20 protein-coding genes are annotated in these 24,769 nt (G+C 62.3%); 10 read left to right on the top strand and 10 right to left on the bottom strand.

What is annotated here, in order from left to right; genetic code table 11:
• Positions 1–35 precede the first annotated feature (35 nt).
• Positions 36–1,322 (bottom strand): alanine racemase, encoded by a 1,287-nt coding sequence (locus CJ178_RS02520; RefSeq protein WP_095887797.1) that lies wholly within the window; start codon positions 1,320–1,322, stop codon positions 36–38.
• 32 nt (positions 1,323–1,354) lie between these two features.
• The gene (locus CJ178_RS02525; protein ID WP_095887798.1) at positions 1,355–2,830 is read right to left on the bottom strand and encodes an amidohydrolase family protein; all 1,476 of its coding nucleotides are present in this window, start codon (positions 2,828–2,830) and stop codon (positions 1,355–1,357) included.
• A 188-nt stretch (positions 2,831–3,018) separates the two neighbouring features.
• On the opposite strand from CJ178_RS02525, the gene CJ178_RS02530 reads away from it, so the two are divergent.
• From CJ178_RS02530 to CJ178_RS02545, 4 genes are all read left to right on the top strand, one after another.
• Positions 3,019–3,864: a M55 family metallopeptidase gene (locus CJ178_RS02530; RefSeq protein ID WP_095886038.1), complete on the top strand. Its 846-nt coding sequence runs from the start codon at positions 3,019–3,021 to the stop codon at positions 3,862–3,864.
• A gap of 143 nt (positions 3,865–4,007) precedes the next feature.
• Positions 4,008–5,102 carry a M20 family metallopeptidase gene (locus CJ178_RS02535; RefSeq protein ID WP_095886039.1) on the top strand — a complete coding sequence of 365 codons (1,095 nt, stop codon included), beginning with the start codon at positions 4,008–4,010 and terminating at the stop codon, positions 5,100–5,102.
• Between the two features lie 2 nt (positions 5,103–5,104).
• Complete coding sequence (locus CJ178_RS02540; protein ID WP_143547490.1) at positions 5,105–5,980, top strand: GNAT family N-acetyltransferase; 876 nt, start codon at positions 5,105–5,107, stop codon at positions 5,978–5,980.
• Positions 5,977–7,710, top strand: a complete 1,734-nt coding sequence (locus CJ178_RS02545; RefSeq protein ID WP_257012981.1) for a PucR family transcriptional regulator — start codon at positions 5,977–5,979, stop codon at positions 7,708–7,710. Before CJ178_RS02540 ends, CJ178_RS02545 begins: the two co-directional genes overlap by 4 nt.
• A 72-nt stretch (positions 7,711–7,782) precedes the next feature.
• Here the strand turns inward: CJ178_RS02545 and CJ178_RS02550 are convergent, their stop codons facing one another.
• Positions 7,783–8,679, bottom strand: coding sequence for a serine hydrolase (locus tag CJ178_RS02550; RefSeq protein ID WP_095886040.1), 897 nt, complete (start codon positions 8,677–8,679; stop codon positions 7,783–7,785).
• 91 nt (positions 8,680–8,770) lie between these two features.
• Positions 8,771–9,658, bottom strand: coding sequence for a LysR family transcriptional regulator (locus CJ178_RS02555; protein WP_095886041.1), 888 nt, complete (start codon positions 9,656–9,658; stop codon positions 8,771–8,773).
• A 193-nt stretch (positions 9,659–9,851) separates the two neighbouring features.
• Between CJ178_RS02555 and CJ178_RS02560 the strand changes: the two genes are divergently transcribed.
• From CJ178_RS02560 to CJ178_RS02585, 6 genes are all read left to right on the top strand, one after another.
• Positions 9,852–11,399, top strand: coding sequence for an N-acyl-D-amino-acid deacylase family protein (locus CJ178_RS02560; RefSeq protein WP_095886042.1), 1,548 nt, complete (start codon positions 9,852–9,854; stop codon positions 11,397–11,399).
• Complete coding sequence (locus tag CJ178_RS02565) at positions 11,396–12,823, top strand: FAD-binding oxidoreductase (protein WP_257012982.1); 1,428 nt, start codon at positions 11,396–11,398, stop codon at positions 12,821–12,823. Before CJ178_RS02560 ends, CJ178_RS02565 begins: the two co-directional genes overlap by 4 nt.
• Positions 12,820–13,302, top strand: a complete 483-nt coding sequence (locus CJ178_RS02570; RefSeq protein ID WP_095886043.1) for a RidA family protein — start codon at positions 12,820–12,822, stop codon at positions 13,300–13,302. Before CJ178_RS02565 ends, CJ178_RS02570 begins: the two co-directional genes overlap by 4 nt.
• A 252-nt stretch (positions 13,303–13,554) precedes the next feature.
• Entirely contained in the window at positions 13,555–14,949 is a 1,395-nt protein-coding gene (locus tag CJ178_RS02575) for a serine hydrolase domain-containing protein (protein WP_257012983.1), read from the top strand.
• Positions 14,950–15,047: 98 nt separating this feature from the next.
• Positions 15,048–16,127, top strand: coding sequence for a dipeptidase (locus CJ178_RS02580; RefSeq protein WP_095886044.1), 1,080 nt, complete (start codon positions 15,048–15,050; stop codon positions 16,125–16,127).
• Positions 16,128–16,159: 32 nt separating this feature from the next.
• Positions 16,160–17,095, top strand: a complete 936-nt coding sequence (locus CJ178_RS02585; protein ID WP_095886045.1) for an alpha/beta fold hydrolase — start codon at positions 16,160–16,162, stop codon at positions 17,093–17,095.
• A gap of 82 nt (positions 17,096–17,177) precedes the next feature.
• Here the strand turns inward: CJ178_RS02585 and menC are convergent, their stop codons facing one another.
• Genes menC through CJ178_RS02615 form a run of 6 tightly spaced genes read right to left on the bottom strand, consistent with a single transcriptional unit; the run spans position 17,178 to position 24,486 of the window.
• On the bottom strand, positions 17,178–18,311 hold the full coding sequence (gene menC, locus CJ178_RS02590) for an o-succinylbenzoate synthase (protein ID WP_095886046.1): 1,134 nt from the start codon (positions 18,309–18,311) through the stop codon (positions 17,178–17,180).
• Positions 18,301–19,164: a GNAT family N-acetyltransferase gene (locus CJ178_RS02595; protein ID WP_095886047.1), complete on the bottom strand. Its 864-nt coding sequence runs from the start codon at positions 19,162–19,164 to the stop codon at positions 18,301–18,303. The genes menC and CJ178_RS02595 overlap by 11 nt, the downstream gene beginning before the upstream one ends.
• On the bottom strand, positions 19,161–19,952 hold the full coding sequence (locus tag CJ178_RS02600; protein ID WP_045067342.1) for an ABC transporter ATP-binding protein: 792 nt from the start codon (positions 19,950–19,952) through the stop codon (positions 19,161–19,163). Before CJ178_RS02600 ends, CJ178_RS02595 begins: the two co-directional genes overlap by 4 nt.
• Entirely contained in the window at positions 19,949–21,826 is a 1,878-nt protein-coding gene (locus CJ178_RS02605) for a dipeptide/oligopeptide/nickel ABC transporter permease/ATP-binding protein (protein WP_239654717.1), read from the bottom strand. Before CJ178_RS02605 ends, CJ178_RS02600 begins: the two co-directional genes overlap by 4 nt.
• Positions 21,827–22,840 (bottom strand): ABC transporter permease, encoded by a 1,014-nt coding sequence (locus CJ178_RS02610; RefSeq protein WP_095886048.1) that lies wholly within the window; start codon positions 22,838–22,840, stop codon positions 21,827–21,829.
• A gap of 44 nt (positions 22,841–22,884) precedes the next feature.
• Positions 22,885–24,486, bottom strand: coding sequence for an ABC transporter substrate-binding protein (locus CJ178_RS02615; protein WP_095886049.1), 1,602 nt, complete (start codon positions 24,484–24,486; stop codon positions 22,885–22,887).
• Positions 24,487–24,769 lie beyond the last annotated feature (283 nt).

Below are 24,769 nucleotides of genomic sequence, written 5' to 3' on the forward strand. Positions count from 1 at the left end.
AAAGGCGTCCCCGCGGGGACGCCTTTCTCGGGTTTTCAGAAGAACGTGTGGACTGACCCTACGACGCGATAACGTGCATCTACCTCGGGAATCAGTGACCACTTGTCGAAAGTTGTGCACGGGTGCGAGATTCCGCAGCCCAGGAGATCACCGACACGCACGTCGAAATTTCCCGGCAGATCGACGTAAGCGTGCTGATCGTTGAGTGCAGAGATGGACAGTTCCCGAGCCGACTGATTGGAGCCGTCTCGGCGTCGCCACAGTACTGTGGGAAAGCCTGCGTCGGAACCCACGTCGCGACGACCGAAGCCGAGGATCGCCCGGCCCGGCTCGGGTAGGGAGAGCACAACGCCCCAGACCTCGGCAGCTGCCCGCAAAGTCCGCGGACCATCGGCCCATGGCGAGGTATCGGCGTAGAGGCCGTGATCGTGAGTGATGTAGCAACCACTGCGCAGTACGACGCGCACACCGTTACCTGTTGCCCAACGGCCGGCCAACTCGCGGACTACCAGATCGTGAAATGCGCTGCCGCCGAAGGTGACCAGGGGGAGCGGGGCTTGTGTCGAGTTGTTCTCGAACAGGTTCTCCGCCACGCAGATTTCTGTGAATACTCGCGCGGATCTGAGATACGAATCGACAGAGATTCGGCGGGCAGCCACTGACGCGCCCGGCATCATGCCCTCGAACCCCTCGACTCCGGTGAGGACGAGTGACTGGGTCTGTGACGCTGCGCGGGCGACGTCGAGTGCCTGGTCGAGTGTGCGTGCCCCGGCGCGACCGTTGTCGTAGCCGAGTTCGACGAGTACTCGGATTCTGCTGCTCGGTGAGACTTTCGCGATCAAGCTCTCCATGAGTTGGACGCTCTCGATCGAGTCGACCAGGGTAGCGACGAAGAACCCGGGATCTGTTTGCTGCACATCACAGATCCATCGAATGCCCGCCGGGTCGAGTACTTGGCTCGCGATGATGATGGTGTCCACGCCGAACTCGCGGAGAATGCGGGCCTGCGCGACCGTCGCCGCGGTCATTCCCCACGCTCCGGCGTCGAGTTGTCGACGAACCAATTCCGGACTCATCGTGGTCTTGGCATGAGGTGCCAGGTCGACATCGTGGTCGGCGCAGAACTTTGCCATGAGGTCGACATTGTGTGAGATCGCCTCCCGATCGAGTGTCATCACCGGGAGTGGGAGGTCGCCGTCGAGAGCGGAGATCCCCAACGCTTCGAGGTCGGAACTGCGCAGACCGTTGAGGTCGGTTCCGAAGGCTTTGTGCTGCCAGCCGATCGGTGGGTTCGTGTGGTCGGTCGTATCGGCGATGTTCATGAGTAAAAGACTTTCTGTCAGAGCTTGTCCGGTCACGAGCGGCGAATTGGTCGACCTGGCAGTGCATCCTCGACGAGGATGCCTCCCTCGACGACGGGTACTCCGCCGACCAGTACCCGGCTGATTCCACTGGAAGGCCGGGTGCCGTCGACGTACGTGGCGTTGTCGGTAATTCTATCGGGGTCGAAAACGACGATGTCGGCGTCGCTGCCTGGGCTGATTCGCCCCTTGGACGACATTGCGGGAATTGACTCCTCCAAAATCTGCGCGGGGATCAACGAGCAGCGAGCGATGATGCCCGACAGCGACAGTAGTTGACGCTCGCGATACAGCGTGCGGATTGCGCGTGCATAGGTACCGGCGCCGCGAGGATGGCCGAGTGCAGTCGGGGGCAGTGGCCACTGCAGTGCGTCAGCCGGGGTGCGCCTCGGCCAGGTCAGCGGCATAGCGTCGCTGGCGATTGCGGCTCGATCGAAAGTCATTGCCCGTTCGAGTATCTCGCGTGTGGGGTCGTCGGTCTCGTCGAGGAACTCGACGAGAACCAAGGCGCCGGGATCGGTGGCACGGAGGTGCTCCAACTGCTTGCGATTCTCGATGCGTTCCCCGGTGGGAACGAAGGTGAGTGATCGCGTCGTCAGATTCATCAGGTGCAGCCTGTCCGGATCGAGAAAGGCCGCTCCGACTGCCGTCGACCCGGAACCGTACGGATACGCCTCGGTGGTGACACGTGAGCCGGCTTCCTGAACGCGCGCCACCACCGCCAGAGCCTGGTCGACGTGCGCACCGGAGGTGCTGTTGACATGGCAGTAGTGCATATGTGCACCGGTTTCGGCTGCAGCACGGGCGATTTCGACGGCACCGTCCACCGGGCTCGACGGATCCATCGAAATGAGCGGACGCGCATGAGTATAGGTAGGCACACCCGCCCGGGCAGCGAGTGCCGCGACCTCCAGGTATTCCGCGGGGTCGGACTTCGGGGCGTATCCGACCACGACTCCGATCCCGAGAGCTCCTGCGGCGAGGTCACTGTCGATGAGTTCGAGAATGTGTGCGCGCTGCGCCGACGTCGGCTCGCCCTGCCAGCTCGGCGCACCCAGGTGATGCAGAAGTGTTCGGATGTCACCGTCGGGATCGGCGCCGGCGAGCTCGATCATGCGGGCGTGTGCCCACGATGTTGCGTACCCGTAGTTGATCGGGCGTCCTTCGGAAGCCGCTCGCGCGTACGCCTTCGCGACGGGTATGACGCCGGCCTCCAGTTCGAGGGCCGTCGTGACGCCGTCCATCGCCTGCAGCCGTTGCTCGGCGATTTCCTGTCCGTGGCTGTGCATGTCGATGAATCCGGGGCAGATCACCTGACCTGTCACATCGACGGTCCGGAGGGCTTCGATCGCGTCGTGGCCCCAAGCCGAAACCGTGCCGTCGGTGATCGCGATGTTGCGAACCTCGTCGGTGCCCGATGCCGGATCGACCACGCGGCCGCCGGTGAACACGATGTCGTGGACCTGCATAAGCGTTGCACTCCTGTCGTCGGTCGGTAGTGTCCCGATGGTTTCACGGGTGCAGTTCCGGATTCTGGTGTGAACGTCCCAAATTGAGGCGTGCTCACCGTTCGGCGGAACAAGAATCTGACACGCACGAATGTGAAGGTGAGGTGGAACGACCAACACGGCTGGAACAGATTCGATGGAGGGCACTGATGCACGTCTATATTTCGGTGGACATGGAGGGTATCGCGGGTATCGCGACTCTCGATCAGACGGTTCGCGGCGGTGGCGGGTATCCGCGGGCGCAGGCGCTCATGACCGCCGAGACGAATGCTGCAATTGCCGGTGCGTTCGACGGCGGCGCGACGAGCGTCCTGGTCAATGACAGCCATGGAACGATGGACAACCTGCTTCATGCTGATCTGGATCCTCGAGCTCGGGTGATTTTCGGGTCTCCGAAGTTGCAGTGCATGGCCGAGGGTCTGACGTCGGATCATGACATTGCACTTTTTGTGGGCTATCACGCGCCTGCGGGTGGGCCCGGCGTCCTGGCGCATACTTTCTCGAGTTTGTTCGCCGACGTTCGACTCGACGGTAAGTCGGTGTCGGAGACCGATGTCAACACTCTGTACGCGGCGACGCAAGGTGTTCCGGTAGGTCTGGTAACCGGCGACGACATCATCTGCGCCCTGGTGGACGCAGCGTCGCCGACGACAGAGACCGTAGAGGTGAAGAAGGCGCATGGATGGTCGGCTGCAAACTCGCTGCCTCCGTCGCTCGCGTGCGAGCACATCAGGGCAGGAGCGGAACGTGCGGTGCGCAAGGCCGACACGCTGAAACCCGTAGCGCTCCAGGATGAATGGACGCTCGAGATCGTTCACCCCACGACTACGGCTGCCGAGCTTGCGGAGGCTGTTCCCGGTTCGAGGAGGACCGCGGACCGTACCATCGCGCACACTCTGGGCAGTGTCGACGACATACTCGGATTGATCACTGTCAACTCACGATTGGCCGCAGTCGGGGTCAAGCCGATTGTGACGGTTGCCAATCGAACCTGATTCGCCGATGTCCGTCGGGGAAGCAATTGGTGGCGTACGACGAATTCGAGTCGGAAGGACAGTAGTCCTGGACAAGATCTGCGGTAGTCGGTTCGGCCAAGCTTGACGGGAGTAGTCGACGTCAGTGACAGGAGTACCTGAGAGTGGACAAGAAGACAATGGTGGCGGACTTGGCCGCTTTGGTGATCGCCGAGTCACCCAGTTCAGATCTCGCGGCGGTCGACGCCTGTGCGGATGTGGTTGCCGAGATCGGGGAACGCCATCTCGGAAGTGCGCCGGAACGCATCCGTATCGACGGACGGCAGCACTTGCGGTGGGTATTCGGCCCGGAGCCGAAGGTGATGCTCCTCGGGCATTTCGATACCGTGTGGCCGCTCGGGACACTCACCGAACTGCCCTGGTCCGTCACCGACAACATCGCCACCGGACCCGGAGTCTTCGACATGAAGGCCGGCATCGTTCAGCTTTTTCATGCGCTCGCATCTCTCCCGTCGCTCGACGGCGTAGTCGTGCTCCTCAACTCCGACGAAGAAATCGGCTCCCCGACTTCGCGCGCCCTGATCGAGGAGCACGCGCGCCAGGTCGAGGCGGTGCTGGTCCTCGAAGCCGCCGCCGACGGCGCGGTGAAGACAGCGCGAAAGGGCATGTCGCTCTACTGCATCACTATCGAGGGACGCGCTGCGCACGCAGGCCTGGAACCCGAGCGGGGTGTGAACGCTGTCATGGAACTCGCGCATCAGATTCTGGCCGTGGCGGAACTCGCGGATCCGGCGGTGGGAACGTCAGTGGTCCCGTCGGTCATCAGTGGTGGCACCACCACCAATACTGTTGCAGCGCAAGCGCAACTGTGGTGCGACGTTCGGATGTGGTCCGCGAAGGAACAGGAACGCATCGATCGTTCGGTTCGCGAGCTGGTGCCAGTACTGGCCGAAAGCCGGATCTCGGTGACCGGAGGACCCAACCGGGGTCCCCTCGAGGCCTCGTCGTCGGAGAAGCTGTACTTCCTCGCCCATCAGATCAGTAGCGAGAACGGGCTGGGGATGTTGCGCGACTGCGCGGTCGGCGGTGCCTCGGACGGAAACTTCACCGCTGCAGTCGGAACCCCCACGTTGGACGGCCTCGGTGCCGTCGGCGGTGGCGCCCACGCGGCAAACGAACACGTAGAGATAGATCAGATGATCCCGCGCGCCGCGTTGTTGGCCGGTTTGGTGACTCGAGTCCTGGAGGGAGGACTGTGACGATGACATCGCCGAATATCAGCCAAGCCGAACATGCCGCTGTGCTTGCGCGTGTGACTATCGAAACCGTTACAGGGCATGCCAAGTTGGAACAGGTTTTCGACCTGTTCGAGAAGGTATGGCAGCCGGAGAGCGGAAATCCGCCCGTGCACCGGGACATGATGCAGGCACTCGCGCACTCCGGTAATTACGTAGCCGGCGCTTTTCGTGGTGGAGACCTGATCGGTGCGTCGGTCGCATTCTTCGAGGAACCGCAGCACCGTTCGTTGCACTCTCACATCACGGGGATCCTCCCGACTGTCCAGAACGGTCATATTGGTCTTGCACTGAAACTGTTCCAGCGGGCGTGGGCGCTGGAACGGGGGATTCTCCACGTGCGGTGGACTTTCGATCCCCTCGTCGCGCGCAATGCCTACTTCAACGTCTCGAAACTCGGTGCGCTCCCGATCCAGTATCTGCCGCGTTTCTACGCGCCGATGAACGACGGTCTCAACGGCGGCGCCGACAGCGACAGGTTGCTGATCGACTGGGAAATCGGCAGTAGCAAGGTCTCGGATGTCGTCTCCGGTGCCGGCGAGGTTCCGACTCCTGAGTCCTTGGGAGCGAGCGAACTGCTGTCCGTCTCGGAAGCCGGTCTGCCCGTGATGAAAGCGACCGAGAATCGATTTGTCACCGTGGCTACGCCGAATGACGTTTATGCACTGCGTAATTCGGACCCGACGGTGGCGAACGATTGGCGACTGGCTGTCCGCGACGCTCTCGGCGGCGTGCTCGCCGAGAACGGGGTGGTAGTTGCCGTCACCCGGAGCGGGAAGTACGTGCTGGATCGTGCGCCGGGATCAGAATTCGTCAAGGCGACAGTGGAGGTTGCTTCGTGAAGGGTCTGGGAGGCCCAGGCGTTGCGGGAGGCCGAGGTCTTCCGGGAGGCTCAGGTATCGGCGTCGGACCGTATGACACACTTCGTTCACAGGACGAAGGAGTGATGGACGTGGGCACCGTGCGACCTCGCATCAGTTTGGTGCGGCTTCTCGAAGACGTGGGAACCACGGTGCTGAACGCGGTTGTCGGTGATCCGCAGTCGATGGACGAGGTTGCGTCCGTCGTCATTCACGATCCCGAAGACGATTCGCCGTCGACCTCGGACTCGATGGTATTGCTCGTCGGGATCAGTGGCGGTGAACGTATCGCGGAATCCGTCGTCGATCTGGCCGAGCGTGGCGTAGCGGTGGTGGTCGCGCGTGTCAGCTCCGACCTGAGCTCTGTGGACCGGGAGACCATCGAATCCACGGGTGTCGTCGTGTTGGCGCTGGCCAGAGGAGTCTCGTGGGTTCAGTTGACAAGCCTGCTGCATTCGGTGCTGGAAGCTCGTAACGAAGTCGGCCACATACATTCTCGCGGAGGTGGCCCGGCTGGGGATCTGTTTGCGTTTGCCAACGCGGTCAGCGCACTCCTGGACGCGCCGATCACGATCGAAGACAGAAGCTCACGGGTCATAGCGTTCTCCGGTCGTCAGGAGGAAGGTGACGGTCCGCGTATCGCGACCGTTCTGGAACGGCAGGTCCCAGACCAGTACATTCGAGTGCTCGAAGAGGCCGGGGTATTCGACCGGCTCTATCGAAGCGACGATCCGGTGTGGGTGCCGGCGGAGACCCTCGGTACCAAAATGGGACGCATCGCAGTGTCCATTCGGGCCGGCGACGAGTTCCTCGGCTCCATGTGGGTGGCACTGGTCGCGCCGTTGTCGGAAGACCGAACGCGCGCGTTGCTCGATTCGGCAGGGATGATCGCGTTGCAGATGTTGCGGTTGCGCGGCGGCGCCGACGCCGAGCGGCGACTGCGCGCAGACCTGATCGCGACCCTACTCGACGGAGGGGCCGGTGCCGTCGACGCGATGAATCGGCTCGGCCTCGGCACTGGTCCTACGCTCGTAATGGCTTTGGGCCGAAGGTCTTTCGAGGGGTCATCGAAGCCGGATGACGCCGCCCATATCGTGCGACTGACTGACGCTCTGGCGATGCACCTCGGTGCCGTTCACTCGCAGTCGGCGGCTGCCCTGGTCAACGGAACCGGCTACGCGGTGCTGTCCGTTCGCGGGCACTCCCCGGCAGAAGCCGAGTTGCAGGCGTCTCGTGTGGCCTCGGATTTCCTGGACCGCACCGGAGCGTCCGGCGATACGATTATCGGGATCGGTCGGGTCGTGACCAGACCGGCTCAGTTGAGCCGATCGAAGCGCGATGCCGAGCACGCACTCGAAGTGTTGTTGGCGGGACGAGCGTCCGGCAGTGTCGCCACCTTCAGCAGTGTCCACGTTGATGCCATTCTGTTGGAGATCGCGTCGGAGGTCGCAGCCGAAGGGTTTTCGGACCTCGGGCCGATCGAGGCAATCGCCAGTCACGACGCTGCTCATGCGACCTCGTTTGTCGACACTCTCGATGCGTGGCTCAACGCCTTCGGGGATGTCGGTGACGCGGCCGCATCATTGCATGTGCATCCCAACACATTTCGGTACCGGCTCAGTAAGGTGAAGAGTATGGCGGCACTGGATCTCGATGATCCGAACGTGCGCTTCCGGCTGATGGTGCACCTTCGACTGCGTGGGCCGCGGTAGCTCGAAAGCCGAAAAATGCGGGTCGCGCTGATCTTTCAGCGCGACCCGCATTTTTTTGTCAGCGGATTCTGGTCAGCTGTTGTTGCGGAGTGCTTCGACAGCGATGCGGCCGACGGTTCCGATCGAGGCGTCGATTTTCGGTGCCCGTTTGGTGAGTTCGTGGGATTTGGTGAAGACACCGACGGCGTAACGCTTGCCGTCCGGGTACGTCACGACACCGGCTTCGTTTCGTACCAATCCCAGGGTGCCGGTCTTGGCGGCGACAGTGACCTCGTCGGGGAAACCGGAAGAAAGTCGGTGCGGCCAGACCTGCTTGCTCATGATCGTTCGGACCTCGTCACAGGCGGATGCGGGGCCGGCTTCGTCGCGCCAGATTGCAGCCAGCAACTGTGTGATCTCGCGAGGAGTACTGGAATTGGTGCGGGACGGATCCATGACGGAAATCGTCCGAAGAATTTCGATCTCGGGGTATTCGAGCAGGGTGCCAGCGTCGACTCCGAGATCTTCGTAGACCGTCTTGAACAGGCCGCGGCAGTCGCGAACCAAGTTGGTCTTCTCCAGACCCAGACTACGCAGCGTAGATACGATGTTGTCGAGCCCGAGTCGGTTGTAGATGAAGTCGGTGGCGGCGTTGTCGCTGAAGCTCATCATGAGCAGAGCGAGGTCTCGCCAGCTGGCGGTGACGTCGTCGGCGCAGCCGCCGATACCGATGCCGCCCGAGCGGAACTCGGCCGTCACTGTGGCGTGCTCGGTCGGATCGAGGGTTCCGGCCGCTACGGCGCGGGCGTACTCGAGGACGACGGGAATCTTGAAGACGGAGGCGAGGATGACACCGTCGTCAGCGCCGTAGCCGAACTCTTGGCCGGAATCGATGTCACGTACGTGCACGAACGCGTCGGTCTTCGCTTCGGCCAGAACAGCAGCGATCTCCTGCTGTGCGCTGTCAACGTGGGTGGCAGTGTCGGTCATTCGAGGGGCCTTTCGTCGGTGTCCGTAGATCTGAGGATAGTGAGATCCCGAAGCCTGGTCTTGTGTGAATCGACGAAGGTTGGCACTGGATTCAGTGGTGATCCACTATCTGGTCCACTACTTCGAGGAAAAGCCGGAGCGCGAGGTTCGGGTTGTCGGCTCGAAACGCGAGACCGACCGTCAGATACATTGCCGGTCCGTCGATCTCGCACATATGAACCCCGGGAACCCGGTAGGTTGCGGCGCGTCCGGCGGGCATCGGCGCTACCCCGACGCCGGCCGCTACCGCGTGAAGTACCTGCTCGTCATCGGCCTCGCGTCTGACCACGTTCGGTGCCCTTGTGGGCCAGAACATTTCGACGATGGCGTCGTACATGCCTGGTCCGTTCGCCCGGGGCCAGAACACCACCGGCTCGTCCGCAAGCTGTGCCAGTTCGACGACGTCGCGTGCGGCGAGTGGATGCCCGGACGGTACCGCGAGCAGGAGTCGCTCACGGTCCACAATGCGAACCGTCAGCTTCGACTGGTCAAGAGGCGGCCGCACCACCGCGATGTCCACAGCCCCGTCGGTGGCAAGCGCCGTATTCCGGGTGGTATAGCCGCGATGCTCGGTAATCGCGACCTTTGGGTATCTGGCGCGAAATTGGTTGACGGCCAGTGCAACTGCCCCGCCGGCCCATGATCGCGTGTGCGCGATGCGCAGTTCACCCTCGGACCCGAGCGCTGAGGCTCGGATCCGTTCGACGGCTCGGTCGGCTGATTCGAGCAGGAATTTGGCTTCACGAACCGCGACGATTCCGGGATCCGTCAGGCTGATTCTGGGCCCTCGCCGATCGAAGAGCACTACGCCGAGCTCACGTTCGAGGACTTTGATCTGTTGGCTCAGTGCGGATTGTGCAACATGTAGCTCAGCGGCCGCGCGCGTGAAGTTAAGGTGATCCGCGATTGCCACCAGATATCGCGCCCGCTGCAGGTTCACGCTGTAACTATAAGTGAAGATGATCGAACAAGCGGGAATGCGACTTGGACAGTGTGCGCGCGCCGAGGCATGCTGAGTGCTGATCGGCACGCTGTCGAAATCGGACGGGCCGAAGCCCTCGAGGACCCCACATGCCAGAACACTCCCACGTGTACCTGCTGATCATGGTCATCGAAACACGATAGGAAATATCATGGACTACGACTTCGCGATAACCGGGGGAACGGTTGTCGACGGAACCGGATCACCACGACGCACGGCGGACGTGGCCATCGTCGGCGATCGGATCGCGGCGATCGGTCCGGGTCCGTTCCCGGCTACCGAGACCATCGACGCGACCGGATGCATTGTGGCTCCCGGCTTTATCGACCTACACTCGCACGCCGACTTCACCGTACTTGGTCACCCCGGCGCCGAAACGCAACTGGCACAGGGCGTCACGACGCTCGTCACCGGAAATTGCGGACTGTCACCGTTCCCGGCGCACGACAGCGGACAGGCAGGGGCGCAGTGGCCCGACGCGTACGGATTCGGGGACGCAGTCACCGCAGCACGACCGGCTGTCAATGTGGGCTTACAATTAGGGCACAACACACTGCGGGTTGCTGTGATCGGCAACGAGGATCGGCCTCCGACGACGGCGGAACTCGAGCAGATGTGCGCGATCATTACCGAATCTGCGACGGCGCCCGGCGTCGTCGGGTTCTCGACCGGCCTCATCTATATCCCTGGCCTTTTTGCCCAGTCCGACGAACTGTGCACTCTGGTGGCAGTCGCCGCGACGGCGGGACTGTTGTACTCGACGCACATGCGCAACGAAACGTCGGAATTGGCCGCTGCGGTAGAGGAAGCCATCGAGACCGCGGAGCGGGCCGGCGCACGTCTGCAGATTTCGCATCTCAAGGCGATGGGACCGGAGAACTGGGGGACGGTGAACCGCGCCCTGGAACTGATGGATCAAGCCCGGATACGCGGAGTGGACGTCACCGCAGATGTTTATCCGTACACCGCGTCGAGCACGGACCTGTCCTCGAGGCTTGCGAGATGGGCCGTCGACGGCGGCCTCTCGGCGCTGCTTGAACGGCTGGCGGACCCCGAGATCCGGATACGCATTGCGGACGAGTTGAGGTCCAGGTTCGGCCGAGATATCGACCCGGACGGCGTCGTGATCGCGGCTCTGCCTAGCGGAGAGTTCCACCGTTACATCGGACACTCGCTATCCGAGATCGGCGCGGACCGCGGTACCGACGCCGCTGATGCTGCTCTCGATGTACTTGCCGCACATCAGGGTTCGGTGAGCATCGTCAACCACGCGATGAGCGAGGATGACATGCGGTCGGTGCTGGCACATCCACAGGTATCCGTCGCCAGCGATGGCGCGATGCTCGCCCCGGCCGGTCCCGGCCGCCCGCATCCACGCAGCTTCGGCACCTTCGCGCGAGTACTCGGCCGGTATGTCCGCGACGAGCGCACTCTGACGCTCGAGGACGCGATCCGGAAAATGACATCGCTGCCGGCATCCCGAATCAGGGTGACCGACCGCGGCCTCCTTGCGCCTTCCATGGCTGCCGACGTGGTGATCCTCGACCCGAACACGATCGAGGACACCTCGACCTTCGACGCACCGTGGCAGCTCGCCCGCGGTGTACGTGACGTGTTCGTGAACGGCATACCGACTGTGAGCGGCGGAGACCTCACCGGCCACCGCGGCGGCCGCCTGCTCGAGAGGAGCGCAGCGTGATCGCATCGACCACGACGCTCGTCGACGAACTCGCCCGCATTGTCGGGCCGGCGCACGTCTTGACAGATCGCGACACTGTCGCGGGATATGTCACCGACTGGACGGGGCACTGGCACGGCGCTACCACTGCTGTGGTCAGGCCCGCCGACACTGGACAAGTCTCCGCGGTCCTCGCCTGTTGTCACCGCGCCGGCGTCGCCGTCGTGCCGCAAGGCGGCAACACCGGGCTGGTCGGTGGGTCGGTGCCGATGCGCGGTGAGGTGGTGCTCAGCACGACCCGCCTCGCCGTCATCGAGGAAATCGACGAGGTCGGTCGCACGCTGGCAGCCGGCGCCGGTGTCACGATCGCGCAGGCGCAGCGGGCCGTCCGCGAACACGGGTTGGACCTCGGTGTCGACCTGGCCTCACGTGATTCTGCGACGCTCGGAGGGATTGTCTCCACCAACGCGGGCGGCGTGCGAATGATCAAGTACGGCAACACTCGATCACGGTTGCTCGGCGTCGAAGCTGTTCTGTCCGACGGCCGGGTGCTCTCGCGTTGGAAGGCCTTGACCAAGGACAACGTCGGCTATGACCTGCCGGGTCTGCTGGCCGGCGCCGAAGGTACCCTCGCCGTCGTCACCCGGGTCCTGATGCGTCTGGTGGTTCCGGCTGCTCACACACAGGTAGTGATGGCCGGGGTCGAATCGGTGGGTGCCGGTCTGGAACTGATCCATAGGCTCGAGCGCGCGGGACTCACGCTCGAAGCTGCCGAGTTGATGACTCGCGCAGGTATCGGGCTGGTCCGGAAGCATCGGCACTTGCGACCGCCGCTCGACGCGGATGCACCGTTCTACGTACTCGTCGAGGTCTCCGGACCGACGCAAGCGCAGTCACTCCTGCTCGGGGTGCTCGCTGAAGCTGAAGGTATGGTGCAGGGCGCCGTCGTCGAGACCGGACCGGCAACAAAGCTCTGGCAGTACCGTGAAAGTCACACCGAATCGGTCAGCGCCGAATCGTCTACTCCACCAGTGAAGTTGGACATCGCGACGCCGCTGCGAGAAATAGAACCCTTCCTCGAGGCCTTGACCGCAGGGCTTGCCATCTCTTTCCCCGGTGTCACCCCGATTTGCTTCGGGCACATCGCCGACGGCAACATCCATGTCAATCTGCTCGACGTCACCGGCGATCAACGAGATGCCGTCACCGACTTCGTGCTTCGCTTGGTCACCCAACACGACGGCAGCATCAGTGCCGAGCACGGAGTGGGCCGCGCGAAGGCCCGCTGGATCGCCCTCGGGCGGAGCGATGTCGACCTCGACCTCATGGCCTCGATCCGGACTGCGCTGGATCCAGCAGGCATGCTCAACCCGCACATCCTCCCGGGATCATCTGACTCCGAGAGTAATTCGCCGATACAGCTCGAACGAGAGGTAGCCCGATGACCGGCACAACGACCTGGACAGACCGCCTGCGAGATCTCGACCTATCCCTGCCGCCGGTCGCGACACCGGCGGGTGCATACGTGCCTGCTGTGCGTGCCGGGAACCTGGTCTATACATCGGGGCAGTTGCCATTGGTGGATGGCGTCAGCACCTGTACCGGAAAGCTGGGCGTGGACGTATCGGTCGAGGACGCCGCCGCGGCTGCGCGACTGTGTGCACTCAACGGACTCGCCGCGGTCGACATGCTCGTCGGCCTCGATCGGGTCGTCCGCGTCGTGAAGATCGTCGGCTTTGTTGCGTCCGGTCCCGGGTTCACGCTGCAACCGCAAGTCATCAACGGCGCCTCCGACCTGCTCCTCGACGTTTTCGGTGGTGCCGGTCGGCACGCACGGTCCGCGGTCGGGTTGGCCGAACTGCCTCGAGGTTGCGCCGTCGAGGTCGAGTTCGTTTTCGAAATCGACGGCGACGGACTCTCGTAGATGCTTGCACGACGACGAACCCTGCGGCACTCGAGGGTCGTCGAATCGCACCATTTTCGGGTGCATGTTCAGTGCAATCGGCCAGGACGAAATTGCAGCCGCGCTGAGATCATCGACTGATGGTTTTACCTTCCGCTTGCCTCGCACCTCGAAGAGTGAGCTGGTGGAGCAGGACCGATTTTGCGAGACGTTCTGCACCACAAGGTGGATCGCATCCATGCCATTGACTTCATGAGCGAAGGAGTTCGACCAGTGACCGAATTGCCCAAGGACCTACTTGTCGCCCCGAAGTGGCAGGCACGACTCGACGAACTGGCCGAGAAGCATGCGGTGCCGGGCGCTCAAGCGGGAGTGATCGCGCTGTCTGACGACGGAACTGCGGATATCCGCGTGATCACCACCGGGCTGACCAGCTTGAACACCCGCGTCGAGGTGGATGCCGACACCCTGTTCCAGTACGGATCCGCGACCAAGATCTGGACGACAACGCTGATCATGCAGCTCGTCGACGAGGGCAAGCTCACGCTGGACACCCTTGTGGTGGAGGTTCTTCCGGAGTTCACGATCGCGGACCCGTCCAACACGAAGGAAATCACGATCCGCCAGTTGCTGACGCATACCAGCGGTATCGACGGAGACCTGTTCAACGACACCGGCGACGGTGACGACTGCGTCGAGAAATACGTCGACGAACTCGCGACCGCGATCAGCGTGACCAAGCCGGGCGGACATCTGAGTTACAGCAACGCAGGTTTCTCAGTGGCCGGCCGCATCGTCGAGGTTCTACGTGAGATGACGTGGGACGAGGCGTTGGTCGAATACCTCTGGAAGCCACTCGGATTGACGCACATCATCACCAAGGCCAAGGACGCCCCGCTGTTCCGCACCGCCGTCGGCCACGTGGGCAACCCGGATCGGACTTCACCGGACACGGTGGTTCCGACGAAGCAGTGGCTGCTCCCTCGCGGCATCGGACCGGCCGGCATCATCCTCGGATCCGTCAGCTCTCTGCTGAGCTTCGGTGCTGCACACATGCGTGACGGCCTGGCTCTGACGGGCGAGCGCATCCTGTCCGAAGAATCGGCGCGTTTGATGCGGACCCCGCAGTTCGACCTGACAGCGGTGTCGAGCGTCGATCAGGCCTGGGGTCTGGGTTGGATTCTGTCCGACTGGGGCGGAGTCACGTCCGCGCAGCACGGCGGCGCGACGATCGGCCAGATCACCCGATTCCACACGTTTCCCGAGCTCGGCCTGGCCATGGCGGTCGTCACGAATTCGCGCGGCGGCGGAGCTCTGGCTCACGAGATCGAGAAAGAGATCGCTCAGGAATTCGATCTTGTTCTGCCCGAGCCGAAGTCCGAACGGGATGCTGCCGGCATAGATCTGTCGCCCATTCTCGGGACCTATGAATCGACCACCGTGCGAATCGAACTCACGCGCGGCGATGACGGTGGCTTCCAGGTCCAGAGCTTCGCCAAGGTCGAGATCGACGGTGAGCCCCCGTCCCCGCCCACCAAGGTCGTGCCGTTGTCTGTTTCACGGTTTGCGATCAGCAGTGAAAGTGCCTCGGGCGAGATGGCTCATCTCACGATCGATGGTGAGGAATATCTCTACATGACAAGGCTTTTCAAGAAAATCCCGGAATAGCCGTGGTGAGGTGATTCTCTCCGCTGAATGAAATTTCGGGCAGGTTGAGGGCGATGAGGGCCCTCGACCTGCCCACACTACTTTATCCAGGAGAACTCGTGCTGAAACCTCTCGCTCCCTTTCCAGATGTGAATCATCCTGCTGCACTCGATGCTTACGGTCTTGCCCCGGTCATCGACGGTCACAACGATCTGGCCTGGACGGCTCGTCAGATCGCAGGCTATTCGGTGGAGAATCTCGAGAAGGATTCCATCTTCCAAACAGACATCGACAAGCTCGGGCGCGGGGGTGTGGGTGCGCAGTTCTGGTCGGTGTACGCACCGTGCGACATGACCGAACCCGAGGCAGTTCAGTACACCCTCGAACAGATCGACTACGTGTACCGGATGATCGAGCGGTATCCGGATACATTCGAATTCGCGCGAACCGGTGACGACGTGCGTCGTATCTGGAGCGCGGGCAAGGTCGCATCCTTGTTGGGTGCGGAAGGTGGCCACAGCATCGGAAGTTCGCTCGGCGTCCTGAGAATGATGGCGCGCCTTGGTCTTCGGTACATGACTCTCACGCACAACGACAACACCGGCTGGGCGGACTCCGCGACGGATTCGCGAGTTCACGGCGGTCTCACCGACTTCGGCCGGGAGATCGTGCGAGAAATGAACCGGCTCGGCGTGCTCGTCGACCTGTCGCACGTTTCGGTGGAAACCATGCGTGATGCCGTCGAGGCGTCGTCAGCGCCGGTGATTTTCAGTCATTCGTCCTGCTCACAGCTATGCGGGCACCCACGCAACGTTCCCGACGACGTCATGCGGTTGCTCGCTGCCAACGGCGGCGTGATCATGATCGCCTTTGTCCCCATGTTCCTTTCGGCCGAGTACAACGAATGGTTCACGGGTGGACGCGTCGGCGATCGGCCGGCGGTGACGGTCGACCATCTCGCAGATCACGTCGAACATGCCAGGAAGGTTGCCGGAATCGATCACATCGGATTGGGCAGTGATTACGATGGATTCGACGACTTTCCGGACGGCATGCACGATGTATCGGGATTCGCAGTATTGATCGATCGTCTCGCCGAGCGCGGTTGGTCTGCCGAAGATTTGGCAAAGCTGATGGGCAACAACGTGTTGCGTGTACTCGACGAGACCAGTGTGGCCTCGCTGTCAAACCTATCCTAGCTGTAGCGACGCCAAAGAAGATGAGGATGAGAATGAAGAAGATTCGTACTGTTGCACTGAGAGCTCTTGCTTCGGTGTCCGTTGTTCTGGTTGTAGTTGTATCCATTGCGCTCGTGTTCAACCTCGGTTCCAGCAAGGCAAACGTCCCGAGTGGGGAAGGGGGCAATCAGTTCGTGTCCGTCGACGGAAAGAACATGAGCGTCTCGATCCGTGGAAATGGCGATCGGACCATCGTGCTTCTACCCGGGTTCGGAACGTCCGCACCGATTCTCGACTTCAAGCCGCTGATCGACGAACTCGCGCCCAACTACCGGGTTGTTGCGATCGAACCCTTCGGCTATGGATACAGCGACGCAACGGACAAGGACCGCACCACGGAGAACATCGTCGAAGAAATACATGCCGCTGTGCAGGCTTTGGGGATTGACGAATACGTCCTGATGGGGCACTCCATCACAGGAATCTATGCTCTGGACTACACCGCGAAGTACCGCGACGAGGTCACCACTTTTGTGGGAATCGACAGCAGCGTCCCCGGGCAGCCGAACATGGACACGAAGTTTCCGATCGGAGCATTCAGGGTTGCAAAGCAATTGGGCTTCTCCGACGTTCTGGCGAAGTTTGCGGGTAACGAAGAATCAGACGCGTACCTCGATGACGCGGAGAAGGACGAAATGAGCCGTCTGATCGCGAAGAACAACTTCAGCGACACCTACCTCAACGAGATGGACCATCTTTCCAGCAACTTCGCTGCGTCGATGGGCAAGACGTTCCCGGCCGACCTTCCGATTCTGTTGTTTGCGGTACAGAATTCGAAGGTCCAGAGTTGGACAGCGCTCCACGAAGGGCAGGCAGCCTCTGTCGATCATGGTGAGTTGGTGCTGCTGGACGGGGACCACTACCTGCACCACACCAAATCGAAGGAGATCGCCGAACACTTCACGACGTTCATGGACGAACTTAACTAGGCTCACCCGCAGTCACCGGCGCAGATTGAAACAGCCGCCTCCACTGGATGACAGTGGAGGCGGCTGTTTGAATGTGCGGAGCTTACAGAATCTCGGTGGCGACGGTGAAGCGCTCCATGACGTCCTCACGCGGAGTCACGCCGAAGCCGGGTCCCTGCGGCACGGCGATGTGGCCGTCCTCGATGACAAACGGTTCGGTGATGTCTTCTTTGTAGAAGCGATCCGACGCCGAGATGTCGCCGGGGAGCGTGAAGCCGTCCAGGGCAGCGAGAGCGGTGTTGGCTGCGCGGCCGATCCCCGTTTCGAGCATTCCACCGCACCACACCGCAATACCGTGAGCGGAGGCGAGATCGTGGATGCGCTTGGCTTCCAGGTACCCGCCGACACGGCTCGGCTTGATGTTGATGACCGAAGCGGCGCCGAGCGTGATCGCATCCGCTGCATCCTTGGCGGACTCGACCGACTCGTCGAGGCAGATCGGAGTCGATAGCGTTTGCGCGAGCTTCGCGTGCTGCACCAGATCGTCCTCGGCCAGCGGCTGTTCGATGAGGAGTAGCGCGAATTCGTCCAGTCGGCGCAGTAGTTGGGAGTCCACGAGGGTGTACGCGGCGTTCGCGTCGACCTGCAATGGGACGTCGTAGCCGAACTCCTTGCGCACCGCGGCCACGGGAGCGATGTCCCAGCCCGGCTTGATCTTCAGCTTGATTCGCACGTAGCCCTGCGACAGATAATCGCCGACGGTATCGAGCAACTGCGGAATGCTGTCCTGAATACCGACGGATACTCCGGAGGGAACTCGCGTACGCGTGGCACCGAGGTAGCGGGCGAAAGACTGTCCGCGAGCACGCAATTCCGCGTCGAGGATCGCCATTTCGATGGCCGACTTGGACATCTGGTGGCCCACGACGGGGTGAAGCACGTTGCCGACAGTCTCGGCCGAGAGCGGCTGATCCGTCTGCGATTTACGCAGCGTCGGAACAAGATACTCGCGCAGCATCGCACGCGCACCGGCGGTGTACTCCGAGTTGTAGAACGGATCGCTCAGCGAACCGCACTCGCCCCAGCCGACAGTCGAGACCGCACCGTTTGGGCCCTCGGTGGTGCCGCTCACCTTCAGAACGAGTGTGTTGCGTTCGAGTTGGGTGCTGAAGGACGTCGTGAAAGGGGAGACGAGAGGGATGCGCAGTTCGCGCAATTCGACGGACTCAATGTGCATGGATTTGCTCTTCTCCGGTTGTCTCGCAGATTTTCGTGAACGTGTAGTAGCCGCTGGGGTCGAAGCCGGTCGATTGCCATTCTTTCGACGCGATGAGTGGTTCGAGGTGCTCGCGCAGCGCATGGCGCCAGGCGAAGGCGCAGGCGCGGTCGACCGTTCTCAGATGCTCTATGTCCCGAGGTATTCCCACTGCGATGTCGACGCAGCCGGGCGGGATCGGGAGCATCCGAGGTGTATTGTCCTCGGCGGGTTGGAGCACTGTGAAGATATCATCAACGGCCACAGTAGAACTCGGAGCAGATTCGGCGTCGAGGTCCCAACTCACCAGCATGCGATCGCTGGCATCGCCGGCATTGATTCCGTCGGCCATCGATCCGTAGAAATCCGGATTGTATTCGGCCGGTTCGGCACCGAGGCGCGCGATGTTGAAGTAGGCGTTCCGTGCGACGAGGGGGTCGAAAGTCCACCGGATCGTTCGGACTCCGCGCTCGATGCACCAGTCCCGCTGGTGATGCTTCAGTGCACGGCCGATTCCCTTGCCTGCGAAGCCCGGTAGAACCCCCGCGATGTGCGAGTGCAGAACCTCGCCGAGTGGCTCGACAAAGAATCCGACGCATCCGCCGATCATGTTGTCGCCGGAAAAGGCTCCCACTACGTAATGTCCGCCGTGGTGAAGGGCAACCAGCATCGCTGTGCCGAAATGGGCCGGTCCAGGACTGGTGGCCCAGATGTCGTCGAAAACTGCAGAGAGATTCTCTATTTCGCGATTGTCGACCAGTTCTCGAAATTCAATCGCAGGGGAGAGCGCGGGCGCACCGGCGCCGGGTGAAGCCGGCCGGATCGAGTGTGTCATCGGAACATCGGCTCTCCGAATTGCGGAATCGCAGACAACAGCTTGGCCGTGTATGCCTCTCGAGGAGAATCGATCACGTCGAGAATCGGTCCGTGCTCGACGATCTCGCCGCCGAGCATGACTGCGACGTGGTCACAGACGTAGCGGATCACTGCAAGATTATGGCTGACGAAGAGAACCGTCAGACCTAGCTGTTTCTGTAGATCTACCAAGAGATTCAGGACTGCGCCCTGCACGGACACGTCAAGGGCTGAGGTGATCTCGTCGGCAAGCAACACGGACGGCGCAGCAGCGAGTGCCCTTGCCAGCGCCACACGCTGGCGCTGACCACCCGACAACGAGGACGGGTAGTCGTACGCCTTCTCCTCCGGGAGTTGGACCGTGCTGAGCAGTCGAGCGACTTCGACAGCCCGGTCGCTGCGGCTACGACGCACGCGGTCGCGGCGTTCGGTGGATCGCAGCGCCTCGGCCAGGGACTGGCCGATTGTCATGCGGGGGTCCAGGCAGGAGTACGGATCCTGGAATACCATCTGGATTGTGTGGCGTAAGCGTGCCGTCGCCCCACGGGCATGGGCGACGTCGACACCGTCGAGGAGAATCTGACCGGAACTCGGCTCGGCCAGACCGACCGTTGCCCGTGCCAGAGTGGACTTTCCAGAACCGGATTCGCCCACCAGTCCGACTATCGATCCCGAAGGGATGTCGAGGTCGACGTTCTTGACGGCGTGGAATCGTTTGGTGCCGTTGCCGAGATGGACGTTGACGTCGCGAAATTCCAGCCTGCTCATCGGATCTCCTCTGCAGCGGCAACCAGTTCTTGCAATTCGGCATCTGCGGTGCTCGTCATGGTGCCGAGGCTCTCGACCTGCCAGACTTCGTCGACTGTGGCGAGCGGCTTGTCGCGGTCGGTGGTCATGGTGGGAACCGCGGCGATCAGCGCGCGGGTGTAGGGGTGCTGTGAGCGTCCGGCGACCAGATCGTCCACGGAGATGTCCTCGACGATGTTTCCGGCGAACATGACCAGGACGCGCGAGCACATTCCGGTGATGACGGCCATATCGTGCGAGATGAGAAGGATTGCGGCACCGGTCTCTTCGCGAACCTCGTGCAGCAGTCCCAGAACCTCACGCTGGACGGTGACGTCGAGTGCGGTGGTGGGTTCGTCCGCGATGATCAATGCAGGCTTGCCCATCAAACCCATGGCGATCATGGCGCGCTGACGCATACCGCCGGAGAACTCGTGTGGGTACTGCTTCGCGCGGTGAGGAGCGTCGGGGATTTTCACCGCTGTGAGACGGTCGATGGCAGCCTTCTTGGCTTCGGCCTTGCTCATTCCCTCGTGTAGCCAGCCGATCTCGGCGACCTGGTACCCGACCTTGAGGGACGGGTTCATCGAGGACATCGGGTCCTGAAACACCATGGACATGCGCGTTCCGAGTTGGCGGGCGATCTTGCGTGCGGCAGAACCTTCCGGCCGCTTTCCGTCCTTCATCAGGACGGTGCCGTCGAATTCGATAAGACCGGCGTCGACGACCGTCGGGTGATCGGTCAGCTGCGAGATCGCCATGCAGCTGAGCGACTTTCCGGAACCGGATTCGCCGACGATCCCGACGGTTTCACCGCGATGGACTGTGAAGCTGATGTTGTCGACAGGTCGACGCCATACGTTGCCGGCAGGAACCGCGACGGACATGTTGCGGACGGTGAGAACAGCGTTGTCGTCCACCGGAGCCGAAGGGGACTCGCTTGTGGCCGTGTTGATCGGGTTCCATCTGGGGAGCTTGCTGCTGATCGGGCTGCGAATACCCGCGCCGCGGGCGATGGCCTCGCCGACCAAGGTAAAGGTCAGACCGGAGAGCACGACGGCGATGCCGGGCGCCAGTGCGGTGGCGGGGTTGACGAAGATCTTCGACAGGCCTTCGTTGAGCATGCGGCCCCAGTCGAAGGACGGCGGCTGGATACCCAGGCCGAGGAAAGACAGACCGGCGAAGACGACCAGTCCGCTGCCGACGGAGATGCTGGCGTTGACGATGAGGGGTTCACGAATGTTGGGAAGTATGTGCCGAAACAGCAAGCCGGGCTTGGTGACTCCGAGGATGCGTGCGGCATCGATGAAGTCGCGGCCGTTCACCGAGGAAGACAGTGCGTAGGTCAGTCGGGCGAACGGTGACGCCATGGCGAGACCGATCGCTATCACGGCGCTGCCGGAGCCCTGTCCGAGCACGACCAGTAGGAAGATGGCCAGGAGTAGACCGGGGAAGGCGATGGCGAAGTTGAGGAACGCCACGACGAACCGGCCGATCCAGCGGGGAGCGAGCAGCGGGAGTGTTCCGAGGAACAAGCCCAATGCGACGCCGAGGCCTACGGCGCTCAGCGCCATGAGGACGGACAACCGGGCAGCAGTCATGGTGCGGGCGAAGACATCTCGTCCACCGGCGTCGGTTCCGAAGATGTGCTCGGAACTCGGCCCCTGGGAGAGTGCCTTGGGATTGGCGACGACGGCGGCGTCGCCCCAGATGATCGGTCCGAAGATCACCAGTGCGATCAGCCCGGTCAGAAAGGTGAGAGCCAATATTCCCAGGGGAGTGCGGAAAGTCTGGACCAGCCAGTGCCGACGAGGAGGCGTCGTTGCGGCCGTTTCGACCGTAGGTGAGGTGCTCACTCAGTTCTCCCGGATGGTGGATCGTGGGTCGATCAGAGCGAGCACCACGTCGACGATGAAATTGATGAAGAGGACGATGCTGCCGTAGATCACGACCAGTGTCTGGGCGAGTGGATAGTCCTTCTCGGTGATGGCCTTGACCAAGGCCAATCCCATTCCCGGCCAAGCGAAGATGCTTTCGATGAGCACGGTTCCGGCTATGAGGCCACCCAGCAGGAGACCGGCCAGCGTCAGCGTGGAGGTCAGGAGGTTGGGCATCGCGTGACGGAAGTACATGCGCGCTGCGGACATCCGCTTGGCGCGTGCCGTTCGGATGTAGTCCATGTCGAGCACGCTGAGAGCCTCGGCGCGCACGATCCGCGACATGGAGGCGATGGTGCCGATGGACATGGCAGCAACCGGCAGGATATAGCTTTCCGGCCCGCCTCGTCCGGCGACCGGAAGGATCGGGAACGTGACGGCGAACAGGTAGACCAATGCCGTACCGAACATGAACTCCGGAATGACGGCGATGGTGCCCGACGTTGCGGTGTAACCGATTTCGACTCCGCGGCGTCGGCCACCTCGCGTCAGCGCCGCGAAAATGAGCCCGAGCGGGATGCCGATGACCAGCACGGTGATGACCGTGAGGAAAGCCAGTTCGAGTGTGGCGGGCAACCGGGTCCCGATCACCTCGAGGACCGGAGTCCTCAAGGTGATCGAGTCACCTGGATTGCCACTGAGCAGACCACCGATGAAGCGGAAGTACTGCTGGTAGAGCGGAAGGTCGTATCCGAGTTGAGATCTGGTCGACTCGACAAGCTCGACCGGGGCGTTCAGTCCCAATGCCAACCGGACGGGATCGCCCGGAATCAGCTGGAGCATCAAGAAGGCAGCCGTCACCAGCGCCCAGAGTGAGACCACGAACGTGCCGAGGCGGCGCAGAAGGTACGCGGGCCAGCTGTCGGACTCGAATAACTTCTTTCGAGCCGACGGTGCCGCGTGTGGTGTCGCGGCTTCAATTGTTTGACTCATGGGCTGTCTTTCCGAGGGGCGGGATGCTGGGACGGTGAATCGGCCTACTGGTAGACGCGCAGTGCGGACCCGATGTAGGTCTTACCGAATGCGAGTCCCGACTTGGAGAAATAGGTGTTGTTGACCGAGTTCGCGAACGGAACGGCGTCGACCGACTCGACGATTTCGGACTCGGCGGCTGCCCAGGCATCACACGCTGCGTCGCCGGTCAGGTTAGAGGCCTCGGTTGCGCCTGCTTCGTATGCGGCGTTGCTGATGTCGGAGAAGTTCTTGCCCGCTGCCGGAACCGGTCCGGCGAAGAAGCCGGTGAACGCACTGGGCAGGGTGTTGTTGATCTGAATCCAGCCGATGTCCCAGGCGGAGTTGTCCTTGCCGCTGAGCATGACGTCGATGACCTTGTTGGAATCGCCACCGGTCACCTCGACCACTGCGCCGAGAGCATTCCAGGCGGTCTGTGCCATCTCGACTGCTGCATTGCGCGAGTCGTCGACGCCGTCGTAGTACATGCGGAGCTCGAGGGCGGTTCCGTCCTTGCTGCGCTTGCCGTCCGATCCGGCGGTCCAGCCTGCGGCGTCCAGGGTGGCCTTGGCAGCGTCGAGGTCGAACGTGGGCAGGTTGCCGTCCACCGAGTTGTAGATGCAGGCGCGGGGTTCGAGGGCGACGAAGCTGGTTGCACGGACTCCGTTACCAGCGGTGAGAACCTGGGTGATGTCGTCGAGATCGACGGCCTGAACCAGAGCCTTACGCACGGCAGGGTCGCTGGTCGGGTTACCGGCCAGGTGGTTGAAGTACATCTGACCGGCCGGAACCGGACGCTCGACGACTGTCAGGTTGGCGGAGTCGACACGGGCCTTGTCCGGTCCGGAGATCGCCACGGCGTTGATTTCGCCGTTCAGCAGCTGGTTGGCTGCGGTGCTCACGTTCGGAATCATGGACGCGATGACCGTCTTGGGGACACCCGGTGTCTCCGAGGTGGTGTCGTCCGGACCCCAGTTGTAGCCGTCGCGGCGTTCGAACGTGTAGTGGTTGTTGGGAACGACCTCCGTGACCTTGAACATGCCGGTACCGAGCGAAGCCTTGTTCGCGGCAGTCGGGTCCTTCAATGCGCCGTCGCAGACGATGGGCAACCTGGCGAGGTTCAGCAGCAGGAACGGGCTGGCCGCCGGGGTGGTCACCGTGACTGTGCGGGTCGCGACGTCTGCCGTGGCCGTTGCAGTCGACGGAACGGTGGTTCCGCGCATCTGCGAGCCGTTGGCGGGGTCCGCGACAAAGTTGACGTTGTCGGCGACGGTCTGGGCGGTCAGGGTGGACCCGTCCGTACAGGTCACCCCGTCACGAATGGTGAAGGTCGCCGACGTGGGCGTCTCTTCCCACTTCTCGGCAAGCCACGGTCCGACGACGCTGGTTTCGGGGTCCTGGAAGACCAGGTAGTCGTACGCCAGCTTCGAGATCTCCGCCGTGGCCGTCGAAGCTGCCATGATCGGGTTGAGTGAGCCGGGATCCGCCTGAAGTCCGAACCGGAACGTACCGTCCGTGACGGGATCGCCACCGGAGCCGCCTGCAGTGGTGCTTCCTGAGCCACAAGCGGACAACACGAGCGCGAGCCCGGCGGCTGCCGCAAGTGTTGGATAGGACCGGTGTTTCATAGTACCTCCGTGAAAGAGCGCGGGTCCGAGTGAATCGGTTGAACGCGGGTTGGCTTACTGACTGCTAAATCTCCACGATCGGCGTGACGCGTGTCTCGGTCGATCCTCAAGAAAATCAAGCCATATTTCGTCCGGTCCCACCAAACCCGGCCGACGGTACTTGAGGATTACACGATTGCGTACTTCAGGCTGAGTAACTCTGCACCGCAAGCCGATGTGTAGCGGTGAGACGGCTGGTGAGATGGAAACATGAATGTCGACAACACGGAATGAAGGGTCGCCC

Source organism: Rhodococcus sp. ACPA4, from assembly GCF_002300185.1.
Lineage (GTDB): Bacteria > Actinomycetota > Actinomycetes > Mycobacteriales > Mycobacteriaceae > Rhodococcus_F > Rhodococcus_F globerula.

Bases quoted from the DNA above. Each gene is read 5' to 3' on its own strand.
- CJ178_RS02560 (WP_095886042.1), top strand. From the start codon at position 9,852: ATGGACTACGACTTCGCGATAACCGGGGGAACGGTTGTCGACGGAACC.
- CJ178_RS02570 (WP_095886043.1), top strand. From the start codon at position 12,820: ATGACCGGCACAACGACCTGGACAGACCGCCTGCGAGATCTCGACCTA.
- CJ178_RS02585 (WP_095886045.1), top strand. From the start codon at position 16,160: ATGAAGAAGATTCGTACTGTTGCACTGAGAGCTCTTGCTTCGGTGTCC.
- menC (WP_095886046.1), bottom strand. From the start codon at position 18,311: ATGCACATTGAGTCCGTCGAATTGCGCGAACTGCGCATCCCTCTCGTC.
- CJ178_RS02550 (WP_095886040.1), bottom strand. From the start codon at position 8,679: ATGACCGACACTGCCACCCACGTTGACAGCGCACAGCAGGAGATCGCT.
- CJ178_RS02525 (WP_095887798.1), bottom strand. From the start codon at position 2,830: ATGCAGGTCCACGACATCGTGTTCACCGGCGGCCGCGTGGTCGATCCG.
- CJ178_RS02600 (WP_045067342.1), bottom strand. From the start codon at position 19,952: ATGAGCAGGCTGGAATTTCGCGACGTCAACGTCCATCTCGGCAACGGC.
- CJ178_RS02520 (WP_095887797.1), bottom strand. From the start codon at position 1,322: ATGAACATCGCCGATACGACCGACCACACGAACCCACCGATCGGCTGG.
- CJ178_RS02615 (WP_095886049.1), bottom strand. From the start codon at position 24,486: ATGAAACACCGGTCCTATCCAACACTTGCGGCAGCCGCCGGGCTCGCG.
- CJ178_RS02530 (WP_095886038.1), top strand. From the start codon at position 3,019: ATGCACGTCTATATTTCGGTGGACATGGAGGGTATCGCGGGTATCGCG.
- CJ178_RS02540 (WP_143547490.1), top strand. From the start codon at position 5,105: ATGACATCGCCGAATATCAGCCAAGCCGAACATGCCGCTGTGCTTGCG.
- CJ178_RS02610 (WP_095886048.1), bottom strand. From the start codon at position 22,840: ATGAGTCAAACAATTGAAGCCGCGACACCACACGCGGCACCGTCGGCT.
- CJ178_RS02595 (WP_095886047.1), bottom strand. From the start codon at position 19,164: ATGACACACTCGATCCGGCCGGCTTCACCCGGCGCCGGTGCGCCCGCG.